Source organism: Janibacter sp. HTCC2649, assembly GCF_000152705.1.
In the GTDB taxonomy this organism is placed as follows: Bacteria; Actinomycetota; Actinomycetes; order Actinomycetales; family Dermatophilaceae; genus Knoellia.
Window position 1 is genome coordinate 4,128,804 of the sequence record NZ_CH672413.1, and the last position, 22,709, is coordinate 4,151,512.

Here is a 22,709-nt window from a genome sequence, read left to right on the forward strand (position 1 = left end):
GGTGGGTCGTGTCCGTGCGGGGCACGAAGACGGGGTGGGTGGTGTCCGTGTGGGGCACGAAGACGGGGGTAGTCAGTTGACCCAGCGCGGGGTCCACACCCGTCCGGTCGACGTGACCCTGGTGCTGGATGCACCGATGACGACGAGGCAGCTCATGTCGACCGACTCCGGGTCGAGCTCGCCGAGAGTCGTCACCGTGAGTGCCTCACCGTCGCGACCGACGTTGCGGGCGACGACGACCACGCGCTCGGGCGGCGCCACCTGACGCACCGCGTCGAGGGCCTCGCCGAGCTGGTGCGGGCGGCTGCGTGACCGCGGGTTGTAGAGCGCGACCGCAAGGTCCGACCGCACGGCCGAGGTGAGTCGGTCGAGCAGGACGTCCCACGGCTTGAGGCGGTCCGACAGGGAGATGAGGGCGTGGTCGGCGCCGAGCAGGGCGCCGGCGAGGGCACTGGCAGCGTGGGCGGCCGTGATGCCGGGCACGACGTGGATCGCGACTGATGCATAGCGCTCGTCATCAGCGACAGCAGTCTCACTCGCCTCGAACACAGCGGCAGCCATGCCGAAGACTCCAGCGTCGCCGCCCGACACGACGGCGACGTCGTCGCCCTTGAGCGCGAGATCGAGGGCATGGCGACCACGATCCACCTCGACGGTGTTGCCGGTGGCATGTCGGGTGAGGCCGGGCCGCTGGGGCACCCGGGCGACGTAGGGCGCGTAGCCGATGACGTGCTGAACCTGGGCAAGGACTTCGCTCGCCTCGGGGCTGAGCCACGCGTCGGGACCGGGTCCAAGGCCCACGACGTGGACGGTGCCCACGTGGAGTTCCGCTGTGGCAGACGCCTTTTCGAGTATGCCGTGTGCTTCAGCCCGTCCGGCCGCGTCGGCTCGCAGGTCCTCACCTGGGACGATGACGATCGACATGTAGGGCACGGTCTGGGGGTCGACGTCGCGCACTGGGACGACCCGCTGGCCCGAGCGACTCGCGTGCTCGACGTAGACGGCGCGGTCGAGCAGCCCGGCCTGGTGCAGGGCTTCGCGGACACCTTCGAAGGTGCGGCCGAGCTTCATGATCACGGCCGAGTCGGTGTCGGCGAGGCGACGGGCGAGTTCCGGCACGGGCAGGGTGCCGGGCAGGACGGTGACCGTGTCCTCGTGGCGGGAGAGGCCCGAGCCGACGGCTGCGGTGGCGGCGGCCATCGCGGTGATGCCGGGGACGACCTCGGTCGGGTAGTCGTCACGCAGGAGGTCGTGGACATACATGAACGACCCGTAGAAGAGGGGGTCGCCCTCGGCCAGGCAGACGATGCTGCGACCTGCCGCGAGGTGCGCGCGGAAGCGCTCGGCGCACTCGTCGTAGAAGTCGGCGAGGGCGCCGTAGTAGCCGCCCGGGTGGTCGGTGGTCCCCGTGGTCACGGGGTAGACGAGGGGTTCCTCGATGACGCCGTCGCGGAGGTGCTCGGCCGCGATCGAGCGCGCGGTCGACTCACGGTGGGCGGCCCGGTGATAGGCAATGACGTCAGCCGAGGCAATGAGCGAGGCGGCACGCAGGGTGATGAGGCCGGGGTCTCCGGGGCCGACACCGACCCCATAGAGGTGGCCCGGTTGTGCGCTGGCGATGTGGGCAGTCATGCGAGCTCGTCCTCGGTGGCGAGGGCGTTGAGGGCAGCGGCGGCCATGGCGGAGCCGCCGCGTCGACCGTGGACGACGAGCCACGGCACCTGACTGCCGTCCTCAAGCACGTGCTCGGCCAGAGCGGCCTTGGACTCGGCAGACCCGACGAAACCAACGGGCAGGCCAACGATCGCCGCGGGGCGAGGTCCGCCATCGAGGATGACCTCGAGCAGGTGGAAGAGCGCGGTGGGTGCGTTGCCGATGGCCACGACGGCGCCTTCGAGGCGATCGCCCCAGAGGGAGACGGCCGCTGCAGCCCGGGTCGTGTCCCAGGTGGCAGCGAGGTCGGGCACGCGCTCATCGCGCAGGGTGCAGATGACCTCGTTGTCGGCGGGAAGGCGTCGACGGGTCACTCCCGACGCGAGCATCTGCGAGTCGGTGATGATCGGCGCGCCACTCGTCAGGGCCGATCTCGCTGCACGGACGATGTCGTCGTGGGCGGCGATCTGGCTCGTGATGTCGACGTCGCCCGAAGCATGGATGATCCGGGTCGCCACGGTGTGGAGGTCGCTCGGCAGTGACGACAGGTCGCTCTCGGCGCGGATCATCGCGAACGACCGGCGATAGATCTCCTGGCCGTCGGTGACGTAGTCGTAGCGACGGGTGGGCGCTGCGTGCTCGCTCACTGCTCTCCTCGAGTGGCTGCGGGGGCTGGCGTGGTCAGAGCCGAGACCACGTCGTCGACGGTTGGCGGTGCAACAAGAACCCGGTCGGATACCCCTGTGCCACACCGCCGTTCGCACCCGACGACGTGGACGTCCTGTGTGGCCGTCAGTCGTCGGGACGCCACCGTCTCGGCTGCGGATCGCGCGAGGTCGAGGGTGGGGACCGTCGTGCGTCGGCACGACGGGGCGCCGACACAGGCAGAGAGTCTGGCCCACGGCCCTTCGGACTCCGTCACCAGCCCCGCCCGACGCAGCACCTCCACCTGTGCTGCACCACCTCGGACCACGACCGAACGCCACGGCGTGACGACCACGGTCTCGGCCACTTCGGCCAGTGCCTCGACATGCTCAGGCGTCAGCATCCCCAGTGGAACGCCAGCGACCACATCGTCCCCCACCGTGCCCGGCACCAAGGGTGGCGCAACCACAGGCCGACTTGTTGCGCCATCCGTCGTCACTCGCTCCGCTCGCTCCGACGGATGGCGCAACAAGTCGGAGGGGGTGGGGAGGTCGCGAACGTTCCACGCCCCGGCCGGCGCCGTCTCGACGAAGCGCAGGGCGACGTCGATCATGGCAGCCACAGCGTCAGCCGGAGCGACCGCGCGACCGAACTGGCCGGCATACAGGACTCCGGAAGTCGGCGATGTCCGCTGGTAGGCCACGTCCCAGCGCTCCGAGAGCACCGAACCGGTGGCGTCGGAGAAGGCGAAGAGGAATCGACCCGGCAGCGAGGCCAACCGCGGCTCGGCCATCAGGGCGGCGTCGAACGCCCCGACGAGCTCGTCGAGTCCACGTGACTGAGGGGCCGCGATGATGTTGCGCACCCGCTCGTGCGACGCCGAGGGCAGCAGCCCCGTCGCCTCGACCGCCACGATCAAGGACTCGGGCAACGGATCGGGCAGGGCCCGCAGCTGGAGGTTGCCGCGCGAGGTCAGCTGGAGCACCGGAGCGCCGTATTGGGCAGCGATCGCCGAGACCTGCGCCAGCACGGACACCGCAACCCGGCCACCCGGCATACGCAATCTCACGAGCGCACCATCGTCCGCGATGAAGGGGCGCAGCAGTCCGGGACACCGGTCCGGGGGCCTCAGCGCGTCAGTCATGGGGGTGAACTGTATCGATGTCAGAGGGCCGTCTCTGCCCGCGCACTGTTGGCCAACGGAGGACTAGTGTGCGAGTCGTGCGGCCGCGGGGTAGCCGTGATCATCGCTCTCTGGAGGGTTTCTCGTGCGTGTGCTGAACATGGTTGCCGTCGTTTCTGCTCTGTCGCTCGCGGCGGTCGGGCCAGGGGTGGCGGCTCACGCTGCCCCCGCTGCCGCATCACAGGCGGTGGCCGTGCAGGGTGAGGTGCCGCCGTACTTCGGCTCCGACCATGACAACCCGCGCACGGCGGACGCGCCAGTGGTTCGCCCCGACACCGCCAGCTGCTCCGTGCGGATCGTCGACCATGCGTTTGACGACTACGCGGTCCACACCAGTGACTACACGCCCCCCACGAACTGTCGTGGTGACTGGAGCAAGATCGTGCTGACCATGCACGGATCGGTGGCGGGTCGCCAGTACGACCGACTGGGCTGGCTCAAGATCGGCGGAGTCCCCGTCTTCAAGACCAGCACCCCCGAACCGTCTGCCGACGGCATCGAGTGGACGGTCGAGAAGGACGTCACGGGAGTCGCCGCACTGCTCCGCGATCCGCAGCAGGTGCAGATGTACCTCGGCAACACCGTCGACAGCACGTACACCGGGATCTTCGACATCGACGTCGACCTGACCTTCTACGCCACCTCCACGACGTGGCCCGCCGCGAAGGGTCCCGAGACCGTGCAGCCCCTGGCGTCGGCGACGACCGCGAACGGAGCCACCAGCGGCACCCTCACCCTTCCGACCAACACGGAGAGGCTGCTCGCCCAGGTGTATGCCACCGGCTCCGGCGGTGGGTGCGAGGAGTTCTGGTACAGCGCCGCGCCCACCACGTCGCCCGACGACTACTGGTGCAAGACCGGCAAGGGCCCGTGGCGTGAGCTCGAGGTGCTCGTCGACGGCAGGCTCGCTGGTATCGCCACGCCCTACCCCCACATCTACACGGGCGGCTGGTCGAACCCGTTCCTCTGGTACGTCCTCCCCGCACCGCGCACCTTCGACCTCCTGCCGCTGACGGTCGACCTCACTCCGTTCGTGGGCACCCTCACGGACGGGCGGGCGCACGACGTGTCCGTGCGTGTGGTGGGCGCTGAGGGCTCCGGCTGGGACGTGCCCACCGCCTTCTCCTCCTGGCAGGACGAAGGATCGGCGAAGGTGACCGGCGCTGTGCGCTCGATCGACGAGACGGCACCCGTCGTGACGAACACGGTCGGCACCGAGGGCGCGAACTTCACGGCCGACCTCCACGGCAGCCACGCCCTCACCACCCAGGGCTATGTCGACACCTCACACGGGCGGGTCAGCACGAGCGTGTCCCGCACGGTCGGCGCCCAGACCCACCACGTGTGGTCAGACGGGGAGACCAGCGACGGACAGGTCACGACCCTCACTGACACCGGCTACGTCCGGACCGAGGCCGGTCACGGGGTTCCGGCCTTTGATCGGTGGAACTACACCTTCTCCCTGGACGGGCAGATCGAGATCACCGACGCGGGCGACCTGACCACCACCATCACGGTGGGCGACACCGGGTCCGAGACCCGCAAGCAGGGTGCCGTTCGGGGCCCGTGGCGGTCCTGGGACCACGGGTACACCGGCGAGGCGACGTGGAACTACACGGTGCCTCGTGACGAGCGACGGGCCACCGGCTGGTCGAAGCAGGACTTCACCGACCGATCCTCGGTGGCACCGTGCTGGCACCGAGTGATCCACACGGTCAACGGCGTGGTCACCGCTGACGCCACGGGCTGCTGAGCCGGTTAGGCTGCCTACGGCTGCGAGTCGACGGAACCCGGTGCAACTCCGGGACGGTCCCGCCACTGTGAACCCCGCCGAGAGGTGTGGGTGAGTCAGGAACGTCGTCGCAGCTGACTCGACGGAACCGTCGGGTCCAGCCGTCACGGGGCGAGGAAACCCCGGAAGGAGCCTCACGGCCCATGCCCCGCATCGCCCTCCTGTCGACATCCGACACCGACCTCCTCTGCGCCCGTGCGAGTGGAGCCGACTACGTCTGGGCCAACCCTTCGCGGCCGGGTCACACCGACATGGCCGGCGCGATCGAGGGCGCCGACATCGTCGTGGCCCGCATCCTCGGCTCGCCGCAGGACCTCTGCTCGGGGTTCGCGCGCATCCGCGAAACGGGAGTCCCGCTCGTGGTCCTCGGTGGTGAGCAGGCGCCGAACGCCGCGCTCATGGCCGAGTCGACGGTCCCCTCCGGTGTCGTGCACGAGGCCCACCGCTACCTCGCGCAGGGCGGCTCCGACAACCTCCGGGAGCTCCACGCGTTCCTCTCGGACACGCTGCTCCTCAGTGGTGACCCGTTCGAGCCGCCGATCGAACTGCCGCGCTGGGGCACGCTCGAGCGCGAGACCACCACGACCGACCGCCCCCGCGTCGCCGTGCTCTTCTACCGAGCCCAGCAGGCTGCCGGGAACACCGACTTCGCGCACGCCCTCGCGGACGCCATCGACAACGCCGGGGGAGTGGGCGTGCCCGTCTACGCCACCTCGCTGCGCGACGCACCCGAAGACCTCCTCGAACACCTCGGCACCTACGACGCGATCGTCACGACGGTCCTCGCCGCCGGTGGCACCCGCCCCGCGACCGCCTCCGCCGGCGAGGACGACGACTCCTGGAACGTCGCCGCCCTTGCCGCTCTCGACGTCCCCATCCTGCAGGGCCTCTGCCTCACGTGGAGCCGCGAGGAGTGGGCCCAGTCCGACGACGGCATGTCGCCGCTCGACGTCGCGACCCAGGTTGCGGTGCCCGAGTTCGACGGCCGCATCATCACGGTTGCGTTCTCCTTCAAGGAGATTGACACCGACGGACTGCCGCACTACGTCGCCGATCCCGAGCGTTGCGCCCGGGTCGCCGGCATCGCCGTCGGTCACGCCCGCCTGCGCCACACACCCGCGGCCGAGCGCAAGATCGCGATCCTGCTCTCCGCCTACCCGACGAAGCACTCCCGCATCGGCAATGCCGTCGGCCTCGACACACCCGTCTCGACCATTCGACTGCTGCGCGCGATGCGCGAGGCGGGCTACGACCTGGGCGAGCGGGGCGGCATACCCGGTCTCGACGACGTGGAGCCGCGCGACGGAGAAGCCCTCGACACCACGGCAGGCAACGCCCTCGTCCACGCCCTCATCGCCGCCGGCGGTCAGGACCCCGAGTGGCTGACCGACGGTCAGCTCACCGAGCACCACGTGCGCATTCCGAGCAGCCGGTATGCCGGGTGGTTCGCTGCGCTTCCGGCGGACCTTCGCGACGGGATGACGCAGGCGTGGGGCGAGGCTCCGGGGGAGTTGTTCGTCGACTCCTCGGCGGTGGCTCAGGGTGGCGAGCCCGAAATCGTTTCTGCCGCACTGCAATCGGGCAACATCGTGCTGCTCGTGCAGCCGCCGCGCGGGTTCGGCGAGAACCCCATCGCGATCTATCACGACCCCGACCTCGCGCCTACGCACCACTACATCGCGACCTATCGGTGGATCGAGGAGGAGTTCGGCGCCCACGCCGTCGTCCACATGGGCAAGCACGGCAACCTCGAGTGGCTCCCGGGCAAGAACCTCGCCCTGTCCGACGGGTGCGGGAGCGATGCCGCGCTGGGTTCGGTGCCGCTCATCTACCCGTTCCTCGTCAACGACCCGGGCGAGGGCACGCAGGCCAAGCGCCGCGCGCACGCGACGATCGTCGACCACCTCGTGCCGCCCATGGCGCGCGCCGAGTCCTACGGCGACATCGCCCGGCTCGAGCAGCTGCTCGACGAGTACGGCAACGTCTCGGCCATGGACCCGGCCAAGGCGCCAGCGCTGCAGGGTGAGATCTGGACCCTGCTCCAGGCGGCGAAGCTCGACCAGGACCTTGGGCTGACCGAGCGGCCGGACGAGGGTGGGTTCGACGCACTCGTGGGCGAGATCGACTATCACCTGTGCGCCATCAAGGATGTCCAGATCCGGGATGGGCTCCACGTCCTCGGCGAGGCGCCCAGCGGTGAGGGCCTCGACAACCTCGTCCTCGCGATCCTGCGTGCCGGACAGGTCTTCGGAGGCCAGCAGGACGGCATACCCGGTCTGCGAACGGCCCTGGGACTCAGCGACACGGGAGCGTCCACGAGTGAAACCGACGCGGCCGAGGAGACGGCCGGACGCCTTGTCCGGGCGCTGTCGGCCCGCGACTGGGACGGCTCGGCCGTTCCCGAGATCGTCCTCGCCGAGCTCGGTGCGGGACACGCTGGCGTCGAGGCCTCGCTGCGGTTCGCCTGCGAAGAGGTCGTCCCGCGACTGGCCGGAACCACGGGCGAGATCCCGATGGTGCTGCACGCGCTCGACGGTGGCTACGTCCCGGCTGGGCCCTCGGGATCGCCGCTGCGTGGGCTCGTCAACGTGCTGCCCACGGGACGCAACTTCTACTCGGTCGACCCCAAGGCGATCCCGTCACGGCTCGCCTACGAGACCGGCTCGGCGATGGCGGACTCGCTGCTGCAGCGCTACCTCGACGACGAGGGCGAGCTGCCCCGCTCGGTCGGTCTCTCGGCGTGGGGCACGTCGGCGATGCGCACCTCCGGTGACGACATCGGCGAGATCCTCGCGTTCCTCGGCGTGATCCCGTTGTGGGACGAGCAGTCCCGCCGGGTGATCGGGCTCGACGTGATCCCGCTCGAGGAACTCGGGCGACCGCGCATCGACGTGACCGTGCGCATCTCGGGCTTCTTCCGTGATGCCTTCCCGCACGTCATCAACCTCATCGACGACGCGGTGGCTCTCGTCGTCGGGCTCGACGAGCCACTCGACCAGAACTACCCCAAGGCCCACGCCATGGCTGACGTCCACGAGCATGGGGACGAGCGTCGCTCTCGCACAAGGGTGTTCGGCTCCAAGCCCGGCTCCTACGGCGCCGGAATCCTCCAGGTCGTCGAGTCGGGCACCTGGCGTGACGACAAGGACCTCGCCGAGGTCTACACGGCTTGGGGCGGGTTCGCCTACGGCCGTGACCTCGACGGTGCGCCGGCTCGTGACGACATGGAGCGCAACTACACGCGCATCCAGGTCGCGGCCAAGAACATCGACAACACCGAGTCCGACATCCTCGACTCTGACGACTACTTCCAGTACCACGGCGGCATGGTCGCGACGGTGCGTGCGCTGACCGGCGCCGACCCCAAGGCCTACGTCGGCGACTCCACCACCCCGTCGAGTGTGCGCACTCGCACCCTCCAGGAGGAGACGAACCGCATCTTCCGCGCCAGGGTCGTCAACCCGCGCTGGATGGCGGCGATGCAGCGCCACGGCTACAAGGGCGCCTTTGAGCTCGCCGCGACCGTCGACTACCTCTTCGGGTTCGACGCGACCGCAGGCGTTGTCCCGGACTGGATGTACGACCGGATCGCGCACGACTACGTCCTCGACAAGACCAACCAGGACTTCATGCGCCACGCCAACCCGTGGGCCCTGCGAGGCATCGTCGAGAAGCTGTCCGAGGCCGCCGATCGTGGCCTCTGGGAGCAGCCGGACCCCGAGGTCATGGACCAGATGCGTCAGGTCTACCTCGACGTCGAGGGCGACCTCGAGGAGTGAGCGCCCACAGCAGCTGGCCGCGGCCCACGCCCCTCGTCGGTGACGCGTCCAGCGCCCGGGAGCGCAGTGCCGACCCGTCGGGCTGGGCCTTCGAGCCAGAGGTCATTGCCGGCCTCGACGAGGTCATCGGGGGCCGCCGCGACATCCGCCGGTTCCGCCCCGACGCGGTCCCGCAGCCTCTTCTCACCGAGGTCCTGACTGCTGGCCACCAGGCGCCGTCGGTCGGCCACTCCCAGCCGTGGCGGTTCATCGTCGTGCGCGACCCGGCGATCCGTGACCGAGCCGCTCACCTCGCCGACCGAGCCCGTCTCGACCAGGCCGCACTCCTCACCGACGACCGCGCCGCCCGGATGCTCGACCTCAAGCTCGAGGGCCTGCGCGAGGCACCCGTCGGCGTCGTCGTGGTCTGTGACCGACGCACCCCCGCGAGTGGAGTGCTCGGTCGTGCGACCTTCCCCGACGCCGACCTCTGGTCGTGTGCCTGCGCCATCGAGAACATGTGGCTCGCAGCCCGCGCACGCGGCCTGGGCATGGGCTGGGTGACGCTCTTCGACCCCGCCGAGCTGGCCGACCTGCTCGAACTCCCCGATGACGTCGTCCCCATGGGTTGGATGTGCCTCGGCTGGCCCGACGAGCGCCCGCCCGCGCCCGGCCTGGAGCGCGCCGCCTGGTCGAAGCGGATGCCCCTCGATGACGTCGTCATGCATGACCGGTGGGCCCATGAGGATGCAGCGCCGCCGGCCTCCCACCTCGACCGCCTGCCCCAGCAGTCCCTCGTCTCGGCCACCGACGATGCCGATGGCCTCCTCGCACCACCCGAGTCCCTGGGCGTGCTCGACCGCGTCGTGAGCCGCGTCGAAGCACTGGGACGAGGGCGTATGCCGCTCGGCGGCACCTTGGTCCTCGCTGGCGCCAGCCACCCGGTCGCCGCTCTCGGTGTGAGCGCCTATCCCGAGAGGGTCACCCGCGACGTTCTCGAGGCCGCTGTCTCGGGCATGGCTGCGGGTGCGGTCAGTGCCCGATCAGCAGGGCTCGACATCGTCGTGGTCGACGCCGGTGCCACCGCTGGCAGTCCTGTCGCGGGCGCCGTTGACGCCCACCCGCACCACCCCGTCGGTGACCTCGTCGACGCGGATGCGTTGTCTCGCAGCGATGTTGACCGCCTCGTCCTCCTGGGCGTGGAGATCGGTGAGAAGGCCGCTGCGACCGGTCTCATCGCACTCGGCGAGGTCGGCATCGGCAACACGACCGTCGCTGCAGCACTTGCCTGCGTCGTGACCGGGTTGTCGCCACGCGACGCGGTCGGTGTCGGAGCAGGGGCCGACACCGACATCGTCGAGCGCAAGCGTGCCGCCGTGGAGCAGTGCCTGGCCAGGGTCGGTTCCCGGGCGCACGCCTGGCGCGAGGACCCGGCCGACCTCCTTGCCGCGCTCGGTGGTGCGGAGATCGCGGTCCTCACCGGTGTGGTGCTCGGTGCTGCGGGCGCTGGTGCCCCGGTGGTTCTCGACGGCCTCGCCGGTTCGTTGCCGGGTGTTCTCGCTGTGGCCCTCGACCCGGGCGTGCAGGCGCACCTCATCGCCGGTCAGCAGAGCCGCGAACGCGCCCACGGTGAGGTCCTCAGGCTGCTCGGCCTCGAGCCGCTTCTCGCCCTGCGCCTGCGCTCCGGCGAAGGTGTCGGCGCGACCCTCGCGGCCTCCCTCATCCTGCAAGGGCTGCGCATCCGCCGCGAAGTCGCCCGCACGAGCCTCTGACCAGCCTGCGACTTCGTGCCGCGCACGGACACGTGACGGAGGCCTTCGGCCGAGGGAACGTGTCCGTGCGGGGCACGAAGTCGGTTACTGGCAGTGAATCGTCGCTAGGGTCCTCGACATGGACATGCTCAGGGGCGAGCAGATCGCCGAGGCAACACTGACCGACTGGCGCAAGCTGGCGCAGGGACTTCATGCGCGCTACCTCGTCGACGACTTCGGCACCGCCGCACGGTTCGTCGCCGCGGTGGGGGAGGCGGGCGACGCTGTCGGACACCATCCGCGCGTCTCGATCGGCGAGGGCTACGTCGACCTCAGGTTGGTCACCCACGACGCCATCTATCGCGATGACGACGGAACCGAATACGTCGTCGAATGGCCGACCCAACAGGACGTCGACCTGGCCCGACGGATCACCGAGGTCGCCGCCGAACACACGCTCACCGCCGACCCTGCCGCGGTCAGCGTCATCGAGCTCGGCCTCGACACAGCCGAATCCGCGACCATCGCCCCGGTGTGGGCCGCCCTGCTGACCGGGGACGCCGAGGCCCAAGGACGCGGGACCCCGGGCGACGAGATTCGGGACGCCACTGGACGCACGCCCAACCTCTGGTTCGGGGACTCGGTCGAGCAGGATTCCCCGCAACGGTTCCACGTCGAGGTCTACGTGGCGGCCGAGGTCGCCGAGCAACGCATCGCTGCCGCTGTCGCTGCGGGCGGCACCATCGTCGATGACAGCCAGTCGCCGTCACTCACGGTCATCGCCGACCAGGACGGCAACAGAGGGGTTCTCTGCGTCGCCGGGTGATGGGGCCGTGAGCGCGTAGGTGTCCATCACCCAGCCGTGTTGCTCGCGCAACTGAGCGCGCACGGCAACGATGTCCTCGATGACGTCGGCCAGCCGCCCGGCGCGCAGAACCTGTTGTGGCAGGCCGAGATACGCGCCCCAGTGGATCGTCAGATCCGGTGCCCGCTCGACCAGCTCGCGGCATTTCAACGCCCCATCCAGCATCACCACGACGGTCCCGAGGCGGGGTGACCACTCGTCGAGCAGCCGCCGTCCGGTCGTGATGTGCACGGGCTGGCCGATGCCGTTCAACACGATGCCGTGCTCGGCCGCGAGGACCTGGATCGCGGACAGCCCGGCGACCACCTGCGTCCGCAGGGGCAGCCGCCGAGCCACCGCGTCGACGATGCGAATGGTGCTGTCGTAGAACGCCGGATCGCCCCACACGAGGAACCCCACGGTCTCGCCAGGCGAGAGACTTTCGATGATCTCGGCGTAGCGGTCCGCGCGCGCTGCGTGCCACGCATCCACACCCGTTCGGTATGCCGCCTTGTCCCGTTCCGCGTCCGGCCCACGTTCCGGGTCGGTCACCGTGACGATGCGATAGGTCCCCCCCTCGAGGAACTCCGCGCAGATGAGGCGACGCACCGCGACGAGCTCGTCCTTGGCCTCGCCCTTGTCGGCGACAAGGAAGACGTCGCACTCACGCAGGGCTGCGATGGCCTGCCCGGTGACGTGGGTGGGGGATCCGGTGCCGATGCCGATGACGCGCACTTCACGAGGGGTGGTCATCGGGTGAGCTCCAGAAGCAGTTGGTGGTCAAGGTGTTCGTCGACGGCGTCGGCCAGGGCATCGATCATCGTTTCGCGTCGTTCCGCGAATCCGAGGGCGGTCGCATCGGGTCGCCAGGATGAACCGGCCGCCGCCGCAACCTCGGTGAGCCACGCGCGGCGGAAGTCGTCGCACTCGAGGGTGCCGTGCCAGATCGTTCCCCACACCGAGTCCGAGGCAGTGCCACCGGGGAAGGCTCGGTCGTCGGAGACCACGCCGTGGTGGATCTCGTAGCCCTCGACGGCGTGGCCACGCCACTCGTCGGTCGGGCGCGCCAGCACCTTCTCGGGCAGGAACGTCACCGTGGTCGGCAGCAGGGCCAAACCGGGCACGCGCCCACCCTGCTCACTCTCCACCGGGTCGTCGATCCACTGTGCCAACATCTCGTAGCCACCGCAGATCCCGAGCACCGGGCGTCCCTGCGACGCCCGCCAGGCAACGACGTCGGCCACACCGCTCGACCGCAGCCACTCCAGGTCGCTGACGGTCGCGCGCGAGCCGGGCAGGACGACAAGGTCAGCCTCACGGCATACGTCAAGGTCTGTCGTCACCCGCACGTCCACTCCCGGCTCGGCGGCCAGGGCGTCCACGTCGGTGGCGTTCGAGGTCCGCGGGAAGCGCACGACCGCCACGGACAGCCGGTTGCCCGACGTGTCAGACGAGGGCCGCCAGCGACCGATCGACAGGGCGTCCTCCGAGTCGAGCCACACGTCCTCGAGCCACGGGAGGACACCGGCACACGGCATACCCGTTCGCTCGGTCACCATGTCGAGACCGGGAGTCAGCACTGACTCGTCACCGCGGAACTTGTTGATGACATAGGCGCGCAGCAGAGCCCGATCGGAGTCGTCCACCAGGCCCCACGTGCCGAACAAGGCAGCCAGAGCGCCACCTCGGTCGATGTCGGCGACGATCAGCGCAGGCAAGGAAAAGCGCTGTGCCAGACCAAGATTCACATAGTCGCCAGAGCGCAGGTTGACCTCGGCGGGCGATCCGGCCCCCTCCGCCACCACGAGGTCGACCGAGGCCGACAGCTCTTCAAAGGCAGCAAACGCAGCCTCCGCCAGGTGTCGTCGACCCGTCGCATACTCACCCGCCACGAGCTGCCCAGCCGGCCGACCGCGCACCACGACAAAGGCCCGTCGATCACTTCCCGGCTTGAGCAGCACGGGGTTGTGGACCGACGTGGGCTCGACCCGAGCGGCCTGGGCCTGGAGGTACTGCGCCCGCCCGATCTCGGAGCCGTCGCGGCAGACCATCGAGTTGTTCGACATGTTCTGGGCCTTGAACGGCGCGACCCGGATGCCCTGGCGGGACCACAGGCGGCACAGGGCCGTGACGACGAGAGACTTCCCCGCATCGGAGCTCGTCCCCGTCACCAGTAGTCCCGACACCTCGCGGAGTTTACGCATCCGTACGATCAGCCGGTGCGCCCGTTCCAACTCCACCTCGTCCGCCACGGCCAGTCCGTCTGGAACGTTGAGGGTCGCCTCCAGGGCCAGATCGCCCATCCCGAACTCACCGACCTCGGCCGCGCCCAGGCACAAGAGGCCGCCGGCCTCCTCGCCGACCGCGTGAACGGCACTGTCGCCATCGTGTCGAGCGACCTCGTGCGAGCCCGGCAGACCGCCGACGTCATCGCGAGAACCCTTGGCGTCGAGGTCCTGAATGACCCCGACCTGCGCGAGCAGTCCGTCGGCCAGTTGGAGGGGGTGCTCACGACCGCCCTGAATGCGACGCCGACCGCCGAGGGAGACGCCCACGTCAGCGAAGTGCGGTGGGGCGGTGGCGAGAGCCTCGAGGACGTCCACCGACGGTTGGCCGCCCCGATCGCCCGCGCCCTCGCCGCGTCGCACGACCACATCGTCTGGGTCACCCACGGCATCACCACGTGCGTGGCCCTCGCCCGACTGGCCGGCCGATCGCACCGAGAGGTCGAGTGGGATCCGATCGCCAACGGTGCCGTCGTCTCCACGACGCTGCTCCGTTCCTGAACCGTTCCTGAGCGGCGCCCACGCACTCACCGGCTCCTCAGGACCGCTCCACAGCAACCACACAGGATCGCGCCCGACAGTCATCTCATGACGATGACCGCACCGCGCGTCCTCCACGCCGCGCAGAACGACCCGGCCCCGGCGCCCCGCCGGATTCCCGCTCCCGTGTCCCGCTGGTGGCGAGACGCGTCGGGCGTCGCCCTGTGGGCCCTGCTCGTCGGCGTGACCGCGCTCTGGGTCGCCCACGGCGGCATCCAGGACCTTGGTTCGCTCGGCGACGGACTCACCTCGCTCGGCCGCCTGACCGGCCTCATCGCCTCGGCTCTGCTCCTCGTCCAGGTGCTGCTGATGGCGCGCATCCCGTGGTTCGAACAGGCCTGGGGTCAGGACGAACTCGCGCGCACCCACCGACTCATCGGCTTCACGTCGTTCAACCTCATGGTCGGGCACATCGTCCTCATCGTTCTCGGCTACGCAGCGTCGTCGAGCCTCGGCCTGTGGGGCACGATCTGGGACCTCGTCGTCAACTACCCGGGGATGCTCCTCTCCGTGGCCGGGACCGCCGCCCTCGTCATGGTCGTCGTCACCTCGGTCAAGAAGGCCCGCGCCCGTCTGCGCTACGAGTCCTGGCACCTCATCCACCTGTACGGCTATCTCGGGGCCGGCCTCGCCCTGCCGCACCAGCTCTGGACGGGTCGCGATTTCACGGCGTCAACGGTCGCGACGTGGTTCTGGTGGACCCTGTATGCCGTTGCCACGGTTTCCGTTCTCGTCTTCCGGTTCGGCCTTCCCCTCGTGCGTTCGTGGCGAGCACCGCTGCGCGTCACCGACGTCCGACACGACGCTGCCGACATCACCACCGTGACGGTGGCTGGCCCGGGAGCGGCGCGCCTCGCCGCCCACGGCGGACAGTTCTTCCAGTGGCGCTTCCTCGACGGGCCCGGATGGACCCGAGCCCACCCCTATTCGCTCTCGGCGGCACCTGACGGGACAACGCTGCGCTTCACCGCTGCCCACGTGGGCGACGGCACGAATCGCCTGGCCACCCTGCGTCCGGGCACCCGCGTTCTCGTGGAAGGTCCCTACGGCCGACTCCACCAAGGCGTGAGGACCCGACGCAAGGTCCTGCTCATGGCCTCCGGAATCGGCATCACCCCGATGCGGGCGCTGCTCGAGGACCTCCAGCAGACCCCCGGGGACGTCACCGTCCTGCACCGCGTCCGTGACATCGAGTCGGCCGTCCTCTCCGACGAGCTGGCGGCCCTGGCCGCAGCCCGTGGAGCGCGCTACCTCGTCATCGACGGTCCCCGCATCCCCGATCGGGAGACCTGGCTTCCGGTGTCGGCGGCCCACCTCACCGACGCCGACGCACTGCGGCACCTCGTTCCGGACGTTCACCAGCACGACGTCTACGTCTGCGGCGGACCCGGCTGGATGGACGCCGCCCACAGCGCCCTCACCACCGCCGGAGTTCCCGCCGAGAACATCCACCTCGAACGCTTCACGTACTGAGTCCTGAGAGGACCACCCTCATGCGCCGCATCACCCTCTGGCTCGCGAGCACGGCGACCATGCTCGTCCTGCTCTTCAGCTACCACACGTCGACCTCCTCGGGCGCGACGACGAGCATCAGCTCACCCGCGAACGGCAGCGTCGCAGCCGCGGGGTCGACCTCGGGCGACTCGTCCAGCTCGAGTGGTTCCACCTCCTCCGGCTCGAGCGGCTCGAGCGGCTCCACGTCGTCGAGCTCGAAGACCTACACCGGTGACGCCGCCTCCACCCGCTATGGCGATGTGCAGGTGCAGATCACGGTGGCCAACGGCAAGGTCACGGCATCGACGGTCACCCAGGTCCCGTGGAATGATCACAAGGACCAGGAGATCAACTCCTACGCCGTCCCGATCCTCAACGAGGAGGCGGTGTCGGCCCAGAGCTCCACCATCGACATGGTGTCCGGAGCGACGTTCACGTCGCAGGGCTACACCGAGTCACTCCAGTCGGCACTCGACCAGGCGGGATTGTGAACACGTCCGAAATGCCCGTTCAGGCACCCAGTGAGCGACGCGTCTTCGTGCGCCAGATCATGGGTATGCCGGTGAGCATCCACGTGCGTGCCCTGGACCCGGGACGGCCCGAGATCGAGCAGGCGGCACAGCGCGTCTTCGCTCACCTCGAGCGCGTCGACCGGGTTCTCAGCACCTGGCGGGCGGACAGCGACCTGCTCCGGCTCCAGCACGGCGAGCTCGATGTGGACGCCGCTCATCCGTGGCTGGCCGAGACCGCCGAGCTGTGCCTCGAGGCCGAGGAGCGCACCGACGGCCTCTTCCGCGCGTGGCGTGCGCGCGATGGCGGCCGACCCACGTTCGACCCCACGGGCCTGGTCAAGGGTTGGGCGGTCGGCACGTCGGCAGCCCATCTCGAGACCGTGGACCACATCGCCTTCAGCATTGGCGCCGGAGGGGACATCGTCGTCGGGACCGGACGCGGCATGCTCGGCGCAGAGCCGGTGTGGCGCATCGGCATCGAGAACCCGCAGGACCGCACCGAGGTGGCAGAGGTGGTGACCCTCACCCGCGGAGCCATCGCGACCTCAGGCACGGCGGCCAGGGGTGCGCACATCGTCGATCCACGCACGGGACAGGGCATTTCACGACCCGGCTCCGCCACGGTGACAGGCCCCGAACTCCTCTGGGCCGACGTCTGGGCCACAGCCGCGTTTGTCGACCCGACGACAACGGAACGGCTGCTGGAAGCCCGCGACCCGGCATACCGGCTGCTCGTTCTCTGACGCACGGTGTGCTGGGATGGGCGCATGCTGCCCTTCCGTCAGGTCGATGTCTTCAGCTCTGAGCCGTGGCTCGGCAACCCACTCGCGGTGGTGCACGACGCCGACGGCCTGAGCGATGCGCAGATGGCGGACTTCGCCCGCTGGACCAACCTCTCCGAGACGACGTTCCTCAGCGCGCCGACGGACCCGGGCGCCGACTACAGGGTGCGCATCTGGACCATCGGTGGCGAGCTGCCCTTCGCCGGTCACCCCACGATCGGCAGCGCCCACGCCTGGCTCGAGGCCGGGGGAGTGCCGCGCGGCGAGGCCGTCATCCAGGAGTGCGGCGCGGGGCTCGTCACGGTCCGCCGCTCACCGCGACTGGGATTCGCGGCACCGCCGATGACCCGTTCGGGTGAGGTCGACGCAGAGCTGAGGGCTCGCATCGTCCGCGCCCTGGCGATCGACGAGTCCGCCGTCGTGGACATGGCCTGGGCCGACAACGGACCCGGCTGGGTGGGTGTGGATCTCGGCTCGGCGCAGGCCGTCCTCGACGTGGTCCCCGACATCGCTGCCTTCGCCGACCTCAAGGTCACCGTCATCGGTCGCCACAATGAAGCCCGGGCGACGGAGCTCGGTGCCGACGTCGAGGTCCGCGCGTTCTATGCCGACGGCCGCGACTTCGGCGAGGACCCCGTGACCGGCAGCGCGAATGCTGCCCTCGCGCAGTGGCTCATCGGCACCGGCGCCCTGCCCGACAGCTATGTCGCGCGGCAGGGTTCGGTCATCGGGCGCGAGGGCCGCGTGCACATCGAGGCCGCCGATGGCGAGGTCTGGGTCTCGGGCGATGCCGTGACCCGCGTCGAAGGATCCGTCGACCTCTAGGTCCGCGCCAACGTCTCGGTGAGGCCCTCGACGTCTGTGACCGGAGCGTCACAGACAAAACCACGGCACACGTATGCCGCAGGGTTGCCTTCCACGAGCGGGCGCGCCTCGAGCAGTGGCTGGCCCGGGGAGTCCGGGGCGCCGCGGGCGATGACGAGGCCGGGGGACGTGCTGGCTCGGGCGGTCGCGAACAGCGCCTCGGCAGTTGATCCGTGGCCGACGATGGCGACCTGCAGTGGGCCGGCCGCCGCGGCTTCGGCCACGGCGAGGGACCAGCCGGCGAATCGCGGATCGCGGGCAGCGAGGGCGCCGACGCTCGCCAGCGCGGCGTCCGCAGCCTCGCGGTGACGGGTGGAACCGGTCAGGGCGGCATAGGTCAGCCAGGCACCGGCGAGGGACGAAACGCCGGAAGGCTCGGCGTTGTCGGCCTGGCTGCGGGGGCGCGTGAAGAGCTGCTCGGCGTCGTCCGCGGTGTCGTGGACGACCCCTTCGGCGTCACGGAAGTGGGTGAGCGCGACGTCGAGGATCGTGCCGGCCTCCGCCAGCCAACGTGGGTCGCCCGTTGCCTGGTGCAGGGCGAGCAGACCCTCGGCGAGGTTGCCGTGGTCGTCCGCGACACCCGCTGCCGCGCCGACGACGCCGTCGCGTGATGCTCGGCGCAGGCGCCCATCGACGACGTGGCTGCCGACGACGAACTCGGCACACCTCACGGCTGCGTCGACGAAGTCGGGTCGGTCGAGGAGGGCGCCAGCGTCCGCGAGACCCGCGATGGCCAAGCCGTTCCAGGAGGTGACGACCTTGTCGTCGCGCGCCGGTTGCGCGCGCCCGAGACGGGCGTCGAGCAACCGGGTCCGGACCCCGGACCACCACTGCTCGTCCTCCGGGTCGGACCGCAGTTGGAGCGTCGAGGCGCCGTGCTCGAAGGTGCCCTCGGTGGTCACGGAGAGGAGCTCGGCGGCGCGCACTCCGTCCTGCGAACCGAGCACCTCGACGAGCTGCGCAGGAGTCCACGCGTAGGTGGCACCCTCGACGCTCGCACCGTCGATGACCGTGTCGGCGTCGAGGGCCGAAGCGAAGCAGCCCTCGGACGTGCCGAGGTCGCGAATGATGAAATCGGCTGTCTCACAGGCGATCCGGTGGGCCAAGGGGTCGCCCGTGGATCGCCACAGATGGGTGTGGACGCGCAGGAGCTGGGTGTTGTCGTAGAGCATCTTCTCGAAGTGCGGGACCACCCAGTCCGCGTCCACGGCATACCGGGCGAAGCCGCCGGCGAGCTGGTCGTAGATGCCACCGCGAGCCATGGCGTCGCAGGTGCGTCGCGCCATCGCCAAGGCGTCGGCATCGCCCGTTCGGGCATGGTGACGGATCAGGAACTCGAGGGCCATGGACGGTGGGAACTTCGGTGCTCCGCCGAATCCGCCCCGGGCCAGGTCATAGTTCTGCCGGAGGTTCGTCACCGCGCCAGCAAGGGTCTGCGGGGTGATCGACGAAGACGATGCGGGAGCTGTCATGTCGCGCAGCTGACCCGCGATGTGGGCGCCAGAGGCCACCACGTCGGCGCGCTGCTCGGTCCACACCTTCGTCACGTTTGCGAGCAGGGCGAGGAACTGCTGGCGCGGGAAGTACGTCCCGGCGAAGAACGGGTCGCCATCAGGCGTGAGCACGCAGGTCATCGGCCAGCCACCATGGCCGGTGAGAGCCGTCGTCGCATTCATGTAGACCGCGTCGACGTCGGGTCGCTCCTCGCGATCCACTTTCACCGCAACGAAATTCGCGTTGATCGCGTCAGCGACCCCCACGTCTTCGAACGACTCGTGAGCCATGACATGGCACCAGTGACACGCGGCATACCCGACGGACAACAGGACGGGCACGTCCCGGCGACGAGCCTCCGCGAAGGCGTCGGGACCCCACTCCCACCAGTCGACAGGGTTGTCGGCGTGTTGGAGGAGGTAGGGGGAGGTGGACTGTGCGAGCCGATTGGCCATTTCCCATGACTCCTGACGATCCGATCGTGTCGCCCAGCCTAGGAGGGGCTTCGAGGCTGCCCCTCAGGAGGTCCGAACCTCGCGAAGTTGGGGATACAGCGATTCGATCGGCGCAGACAAACCTGCCTTGACCTGGATCCTCGGACGCGGTTCAGTCAGCCAGGAACTCAGCAGCGACCGGGGCGAACGTGTGGTGGAACTGGAAGATCGCGCCGTGTCCGGAGTCGGGGTAGATGACCAGTTCGCTTCCCGTGATGCGACGGTGCAGGTCCTCAGAAAGCACTGACGGCACCATGCGGTCGTTGTCGCCGTTGGCGATCAGCGTCGGCTGGGTGAATGTCGACAGGTCCGAAGGGGCCGATCGGCCAAACCTCTGAATCGCCTTGAGTTGTGTCCGCAATGCCTTGAGGCCGATCTGCCGGTCGCGGTCGACGGTGCGTTCCCCGAGCCGCTTGATGAACGCCTTGCCGGCGGACTTGCCGGTTGCATCGCGGTTGAAGAAGAGAAACTCCTTGGGGTCCGATCGAGTCAGGGTCGCACGAAGAATGTCCCAGTAGGTGGTGCCCACGACCTTGTCCAAGTCCTTGCCGCCACGAGGGCCGGTCCCGGTGAGGACGAGTTTTCGAACGAGGTCAGGGTGCTTGACGATCAGATCCTGGGCGATCATTCCGCCCATGGAGAACGAGAAGATGTCGATCTTCTCGAAGCCGAGTGCCCTGATGAACTCGTAGGCGTGGTCGGCAGCGGCCTCGATGGTGTCGGGGACCTTCCCGGACGAGGCGCCGACACCGCGCTGGTCGAACGTGATGACGTGCCTGTTCTGCGCAATGGGGTCGACGATGCGGGGGTCCCAGTTGTCCAGGGTCGCGGCGAGGTGCACGAAGAAGACGACGGGTATGCCGCCCTTCGGGCCGAGTTCGCGGTAGGCGTAGGTCGTGCTGCCGACGGCGATGGTTCGGCTCGGGGCCAACGCGTACGACGTGATGACCGCGTCCTTGCCGAGCGCGGTCATGCGACGGTCCCGCGGGTGACGACGACCTTGCTGTTGGCCTTGCCCTGTTCGACGAAGGCCATCGCTTCGATGGTGTCCGCGAACGGGAACGTGCGATCGAGCACGGGTCGGATCGTCCCGTTGTCGTAGAGCTGCGCCAAGGTCTCCAGTTGCGCACAGCTGGCCCTCATGAAGAGGAACGAGTAGCGCACGCCCAACTTCTTGGCCCGACGGCGAATCTTGCGGCTCATGAAGGCAAGGACCGGCTTGAGCAGGGGCTGGCCCAGCTGAGTCGCGAAGGCCGGGTCGGGCGGGCCGACGACACTGATCGCCAGCCCCCCTGGTCTGAGCACGGTCATCGACTTCTCCAGGCTGGCCAGGCCAAGCGAATCGAGCACGACGTCGTAGCCGGAAAGCACGGATGCGAAGTCGGTGCTCGTGTAGTCGATGACCTCGTCGGCGCCGAGGGCGCGGACCTTGTCGGCGTCCTTGCCGTGGGCGGTCGTCGCGACGTGGGCGCCGAGGTGCTTGGCCACCTGGGTGACGGTTGAACCGAGTCCGCCAGCGCCGGCATGGACCAAGACCCTCTGACCCGCCCTGACGTCGGCAACGTCCACGAGCGCCTGCCAGGCCGCGAGTGCGACGAGCGGGACGGCGGCGGCTTCCTCGAAGGAGAGTGACGTCGGTTTGTGGGCGACATCGTCCGCGTCGATGGCGATCGTCTCGGCGAAGGCGCCTATGCGCAGGTCACGTGGCCGCGAATACACCTCGTCGCCGATCGAGAAGTTCTCGACGTCAGCCCCGACCTGGGTCACGACCCCGGCGAGGTCGTGACCCAGGACGAAGGGGGGTTTGTACTTGAGGAGCTGCTTGAACTCACCGTTGCGGACCATCTTGTCGAGCGGGTTGATGCTTGCTGCCCGCACGTCGACCAGGACGTCATGGGGGCCGAACGCGGGCGTGGGGATGTCGGCCGCCTCCAGACCGTTTGGGCTGTACTTGGTGACGGTGAACGCCTTCATTTCGAGTCCTGATCCTGGGAGCTTGAGGGAGGGAATGGGGCGGTGGCCAGGGTCATGGCGTTGGCATGGGAGGCCACCAGAATGCGGTCGGACAAGTCGCTGTCGGTCACGGCGCGCGCTGCTTGCAACGAAGCGACGAGTAGGGCGAACAGGCCGACCGCGCGCGCGTTCGCGTCTTGCTCGTCACCGAAATCCAGGAGGCGAGCCACTGCGGCGATGAGAGTGCGGGCGCCGTCCGTGTAGGCCTGGCGGGCTGCCTCGTCACAGCGGGTGATCTCGTCCAGAAGCGCGGCTGACGGACAGCCCCCGGCGACGTCGTCGCGATGCGCAGGAGAGAGGTACGCGCCCACGAACGCCTCGACGGACGCGAGTCCTGCGGGCAGTGCAGCGATGCGCGCTGTCTGCGCTGCGAGTTGCTCAGCCACGACGTTCGCGATCAAGTCATCTTTGGAGGCGAAGTGGCCGTAGAAAGCGCCGTTGGTCAATCCGGCATCGGCGACCAGGGTGGAGATGCCGGATCCATCGAAGCCGTCGCTCTTGAACCGGCGGCCGGCGGTCGCGATCAACCTGCGCCGGGTCGCCTCCTTGTGGTCTGTGCCGTACCTCGCCATGTCACACATCTCCTTCTCTGACGCTTGATGACG

General features: G+C 69.3%; 18 protein-coding genes and 1 riboswitch. Of the genes, 9 read left to right on the forward strand and 9 right to left on the reverse strand.

The features are described 5' to 3' along the window. Positions 1 to 72: 72 nt before the first annotated feature. The 3 genes from JNB_RS19725 to JNB_RS19735 are packed head-to-tail and all read right to left on the reverse strand — an operon-like array spanning position 73 to position 3,442. Positions 73 to 1,632, reverse strand: a complete 1,560-nt coding sequence (locus JNB_RS19725) for a precorrin-2 C(20)-methyltransferase (protein WP_009778309.1) — start codon at positions 1,630 to 1,632, stop codon at positions 73 to 75. Then, positions 1,629 to 2,300, reverse strand: a complete 672-nt coding sequence (locus JNB_RS19730; RefSeq protein WP_009778310.1) for a precorrin-8X methylmutase — start codon at positions 2,298 to 2,300, stop codon at positions 1,629 to 1,631. Before JNB_RS19730 ends, JNB_RS19725 begins: the two co-directional genes overlap by 4 nt. Further along, positions 2,297 to 3,442 (reverse strand): cobalamin biosynthesis protein CobG, encoded by a 1,146-nt coding sequence (locus JNB_RS19735; RefSeq protein WP_050766655.1) that lies wholly within the window; start codon positions 3,440 to 3,442, stop codon positions 2,297 to 2,299. The genes JNB_RS19730 and JNB_RS19735 overlap by 4 nt, the downstream gene beginning before the upstream one ends. Before the next feature lie 124 nt (positions 3,443 to 3,566). Between JNB_RS19735 and JNB_RS19740 the strand changes: the two genes are divergently transcribed. The 4 genes from JNB_RS19740 to JNB_RS19755 all read left to right on the forward strand — a co-directional run bounded on the left by JNB_RS19740 (position 3,567) and on the right by JNB_RS19755 (position 11,608). Beyond that, positions 3,567 to 5,234: a peptide-N4-asparagine amidase gene (locus tag JNB_RS19740; RefSeq protein ID WP_085942705.1), complete on the forward strand. Its 1,668-nt coding sequence runs from the start codon at positions 3,567 to 3,569 to the stop codon at positions 5,232 to 5,234. A 32-nt stretch (positions 5,235 to 5,266) separates the two neighbouring features. Beyond that, positions 5,267 to 5,337: riboswitch (cobalamin riboswitch) on the forward strand. A gap of 79 nt (positions 5,338 to 5,416) precedes the next feature. Then, positions 5,417 to 9,052: a cobaltochelatase subunit CobN gene (cobN, locus tag JNB_RS19745; RefSeq protein ID WP_009778313.1), complete on the forward strand. Its 3,636-nt coding sequence runs from the start codon at positions 5,417 to 5,419 to the stop codon at positions 9,050 to 9,052. After that, entirely contained in the window at positions 9,049 to 10,803 is a 1,755-nt protein-coding gene (bluB, locus tag JNB_RS19750) for a 5,6-dimethylbenzimidazole synthase (RefSeq protein WP_009778314.1), read from the forward strand. Before cobN ends, bluB begins: the two co-directional genes overlap by 4 nt. A 118-nt stretch (positions 10,804 to 10,921) precedes the next feature. Next, positions 10,922 to 11,608 carry a 4a-hydroxytetrahydrobiopterin dehydratase gene (locus JNB_RS19755; protein WP_009778315.1) on the forward strand — a complete coding sequence of 229 codons (687 nt, stop codon included), beginning with the start codon at positions 10,922 to 10,924 and terminating at the stop codon, positions 11,606 to 11,608. On the opposite strand, the gene cobF is transcribed toward JNB_RS19755, so the two are convergent. Together cobF and JNB_RS19765 are read right to left on the reverse strand one after the other, a co-directional pair. After that, the gene (gene cobF / locus JNB_RS19760; protein WP_009778316.1) at positions 11,549 to 12,379 is read right to left on the reverse strand and encodes a precorrin-6A synthase (deacetylating); all 831 of its coding nucleotides are present in this window, start codon (positions 12,377 to 12,379) and stop codon (positions 11,549 to 11,551) included. The genes JNB_RS19755 and cobF overlap by 60 nt on opposite strands. Then, positions 12,376 to 13,812 (reverse strand): cobyric acid synthase, encoded by a 1,437-nt coding sequence (locus JNB_RS19765; RefSeq protein WP_040885311.1) that lies wholly within the window; start codon positions 13,810 to 13,812, stop codon positions 12,376 to 12,378. The genes cobF and JNB_RS19765 overlap by 4 nt, the downstream gene beginning before the upstream one ends. Before the next feature lie 33 nt (positions 13,813 to 13,845). Between JNB_RS19765 and JNB_RS19770 the strand changes: the two genes are divergently transcribed. The 5 genes from JNB_RS19770 to JNB_RS19790 all read left to right on the forward strand — a co-directional run bounded on the left by JNB_RS19770 (position 13,846) and on the right by JNB_RS19790 (position 18,064). After that, complete coding sequence (locus JNB_RS19770; RefSeq protein WP_009778318.1) at positions 13,846 to 14,412, forward strand: histidine phosphatase family protein; 567 nt, start codon at positions 13,846 to 13,848, stop codon at positions 14,410 to 14,412. Positions 14,413 to 14,499: 87 nt separating this feature from the next. After that, positions 14,500 to 15,924, forward strand: a complete 1,425-nt coding sequence (locus tag JNB_RS19775; protein ID WP_009778319.1) for a ferric reductase-like transmembrane domain-containing protein — start codon at positions 14,500 to 14,502, stop codon at positions 15,922 to 15,924. Between the two features lie 20 nt (positions 15,925 to 15,944). Then, positions 15,945 to 16,436 carry an FMN-binding protein gene (locus JNB_RS19780; protein ID WP_009778320.1) on the forward strand — a complete coding sequence of 164 codons (492 nt, stop codon included), beginning with the start codon at positions 15,945 to 15,947 and terminating at the stop codon, positions 16,434 to 16,436. Between the two features lie 11 nt (positions 16,437 to 16,447). Continuing rightward, positions 16,448 to 17,200, forward strand: a complete 753-nt coding sequence (locus tag JNB_RS19785) for an FAD:protein FMN transferase (protein WP_050766656.1) — start codon at positions 16,448 to 16,450, stop codon at positions 17,198 to 17,200. Positions 17,201 to 17,224: 24 nt separating this feature from the next. After that, positions 17,225 to 18,064, forward strand: a complete 840-nt coding sequence (locus JNB_RS19790; protein WP_009778322.1) for a PhzF family phenazine biosynthesis protein — start codon at positions 17,225 to 17,227, stop codon at positions 18,062 to 18,064. On the opposite strand, the gene JNB_RS19795 is transcribed toward JNB_RS19790, so the two are convergent. From JNB_RS19795 to JNB_RS19810, 4 genes are all read right to left on the reverse strand, one after another. After that, entirely contained in the window at positions 18,061 to 20,052 is a 1,992-nt protein-coding gene (locus tag JNB_RS19795; protein WP_009778323.1) for a thioredoxin domain-containing protein, read from the reverse strand. The genes JNB_RS19790 and JNB_RS19795 overlap by 4 nt on opposite strands. Positions 20,053 to 20,203: 151 nt before the next feature. Beyond that, a complete protein-coding gene (locus tag JNB_RS19800) occupies positions 20,204 to 21,064 on the reverse strand; it encodes an alpha/beta fold hydrolase (RefSeq protein ID WP_009778324.1) in 861 nt (286 codons plus the stop codon). Continuing rightward, on the reverse strand, positions 21,061 to 22,065 hold the full coding sequence (locus JNB_RS19805; protein WP_009778325.1) for an NADP-dependent oxidoreductase: 1,005 nt from the start codon (positions 22,063 to 22,065) through the stop codon (positions 21,061 to 21,063). Before JNB_RS19805 ends, JNB_RS19800 begins: the two co-directional genes overlap by 4 nt. After that, complete coding sequence (locus JNB_RS19810; protein WP_009778326.1) at positions 22,062 to 22,676, reverse strand: TetR/AcrR family transcriptional regulator; 615 nt, start codon at positions 22,674 to 22,676, stop codon at positions 22,062 to 22,064. The genes JNB_RS19805 and JNB_RS19810 overlap by 4 nt, the downstream gene beginning before the upstream one ends. Positions 22,677 to 22,709: the final 33 nt, after the last annotated feature.

What these genes read in the sequence shown, in the direction of transcription:
- JNB_RS19725 (WP_009778309.1), bottom strand. Translation starts at nt 1,632, where the DNA reads ATGACTGCCCACATCGCCAGCGCACAACCGGGCCACCTCTATGGGGTC.
- JNB_RS19735 (WP_050766655.1), bottom strand. Translation starts at nt 3,442, where the DNA reads ATGACTGACGCGCTGAGGCCCCCGGACCGGTGTCCCGGACTGCTGCGC.
- cobN (WP_009778313.1), top strand. Translation starts at nt 5,417, where the DNA reads ATGCCCCGCATCGCCCTCCTGTCGACATCCGACACCGACCTCCTCTGC.
- JNB_RS19755 (WP_009778315.1), top strand. Translation starts at nt 10,922, where the DNA reads ATGGACATGCTCAGGGGCGAGCAGATCGCCGAGGCAACACTGACCGAC.
- cobF (WP_009778316.1), bottom strand. Translation starts at nt 12,379, where the DNA reads ATGACCACCCCTCGTGAAGTGCGCGTCATCGGCATCGGCACCGGATCC.
- JNB_RS19775 (WP_009778319.1), top strand. Translation starts at nt 14,500, where the DNA reads ATGACGATGACCGCACCGCGCGTCCTCCACGCCGCGCAGAACGACCCG.
- JNB_RS19780 (WP_009778320.1), top strand. Translation starts at nt 15,945, where the DNA reads ATGCGCCGCATCACCCTCTGGCTCGCGAGCACGGCGACCATGCTCGTC.
- JNB_RS19785 (WP_050766656.1), top strand. Translation starts at nt 16,448, where the DNA reads ATGCCCGTTCAGGCACCCAGTGAGCGACGCGTCTTCGTGCGCCAGATC.
- JNB_RS19790 (WP_009778322.1), top strand. Translation starts at nt 17,225, where the DNA reads ATGCTGCCCTTCCGTCAGGTCGATGTCTTCAGCTCTGAGCCGTGGCTC.
- JNB_RS19795 (WP_009778323.1), bottom strand. Translation starts at nt 20,052, where the DNA reads ATGGCCAATCGGCTCGCACAGTCCACCTCCCCCTACCTCCTCCAACAC.
- JNB_RS19800 (WP_009778324.1), bottom strand. Translation starts at nt 21,064, where the DNA reads ATGACCGCGCTCGGCAAGGACGCGGTCATCACGTCGTACGCGTTGGCC.
- JNB_RS19805 (WP_009778325.1), bottom strand. Translation starts at nt 22,065, where the DNA reads ATGAAGGCGTTCACCGTCACCAAGTACAGCCCAAACGGTCTGGAGGCG.
- JNB_RS19810 (WP_009778326.1), bottom strand. Translation starts at nt 22,676, where the DNA reads ATGGCGAGGTACGGCACAGACCACAAGGAGGCGACCCGGCGCAGGTTG.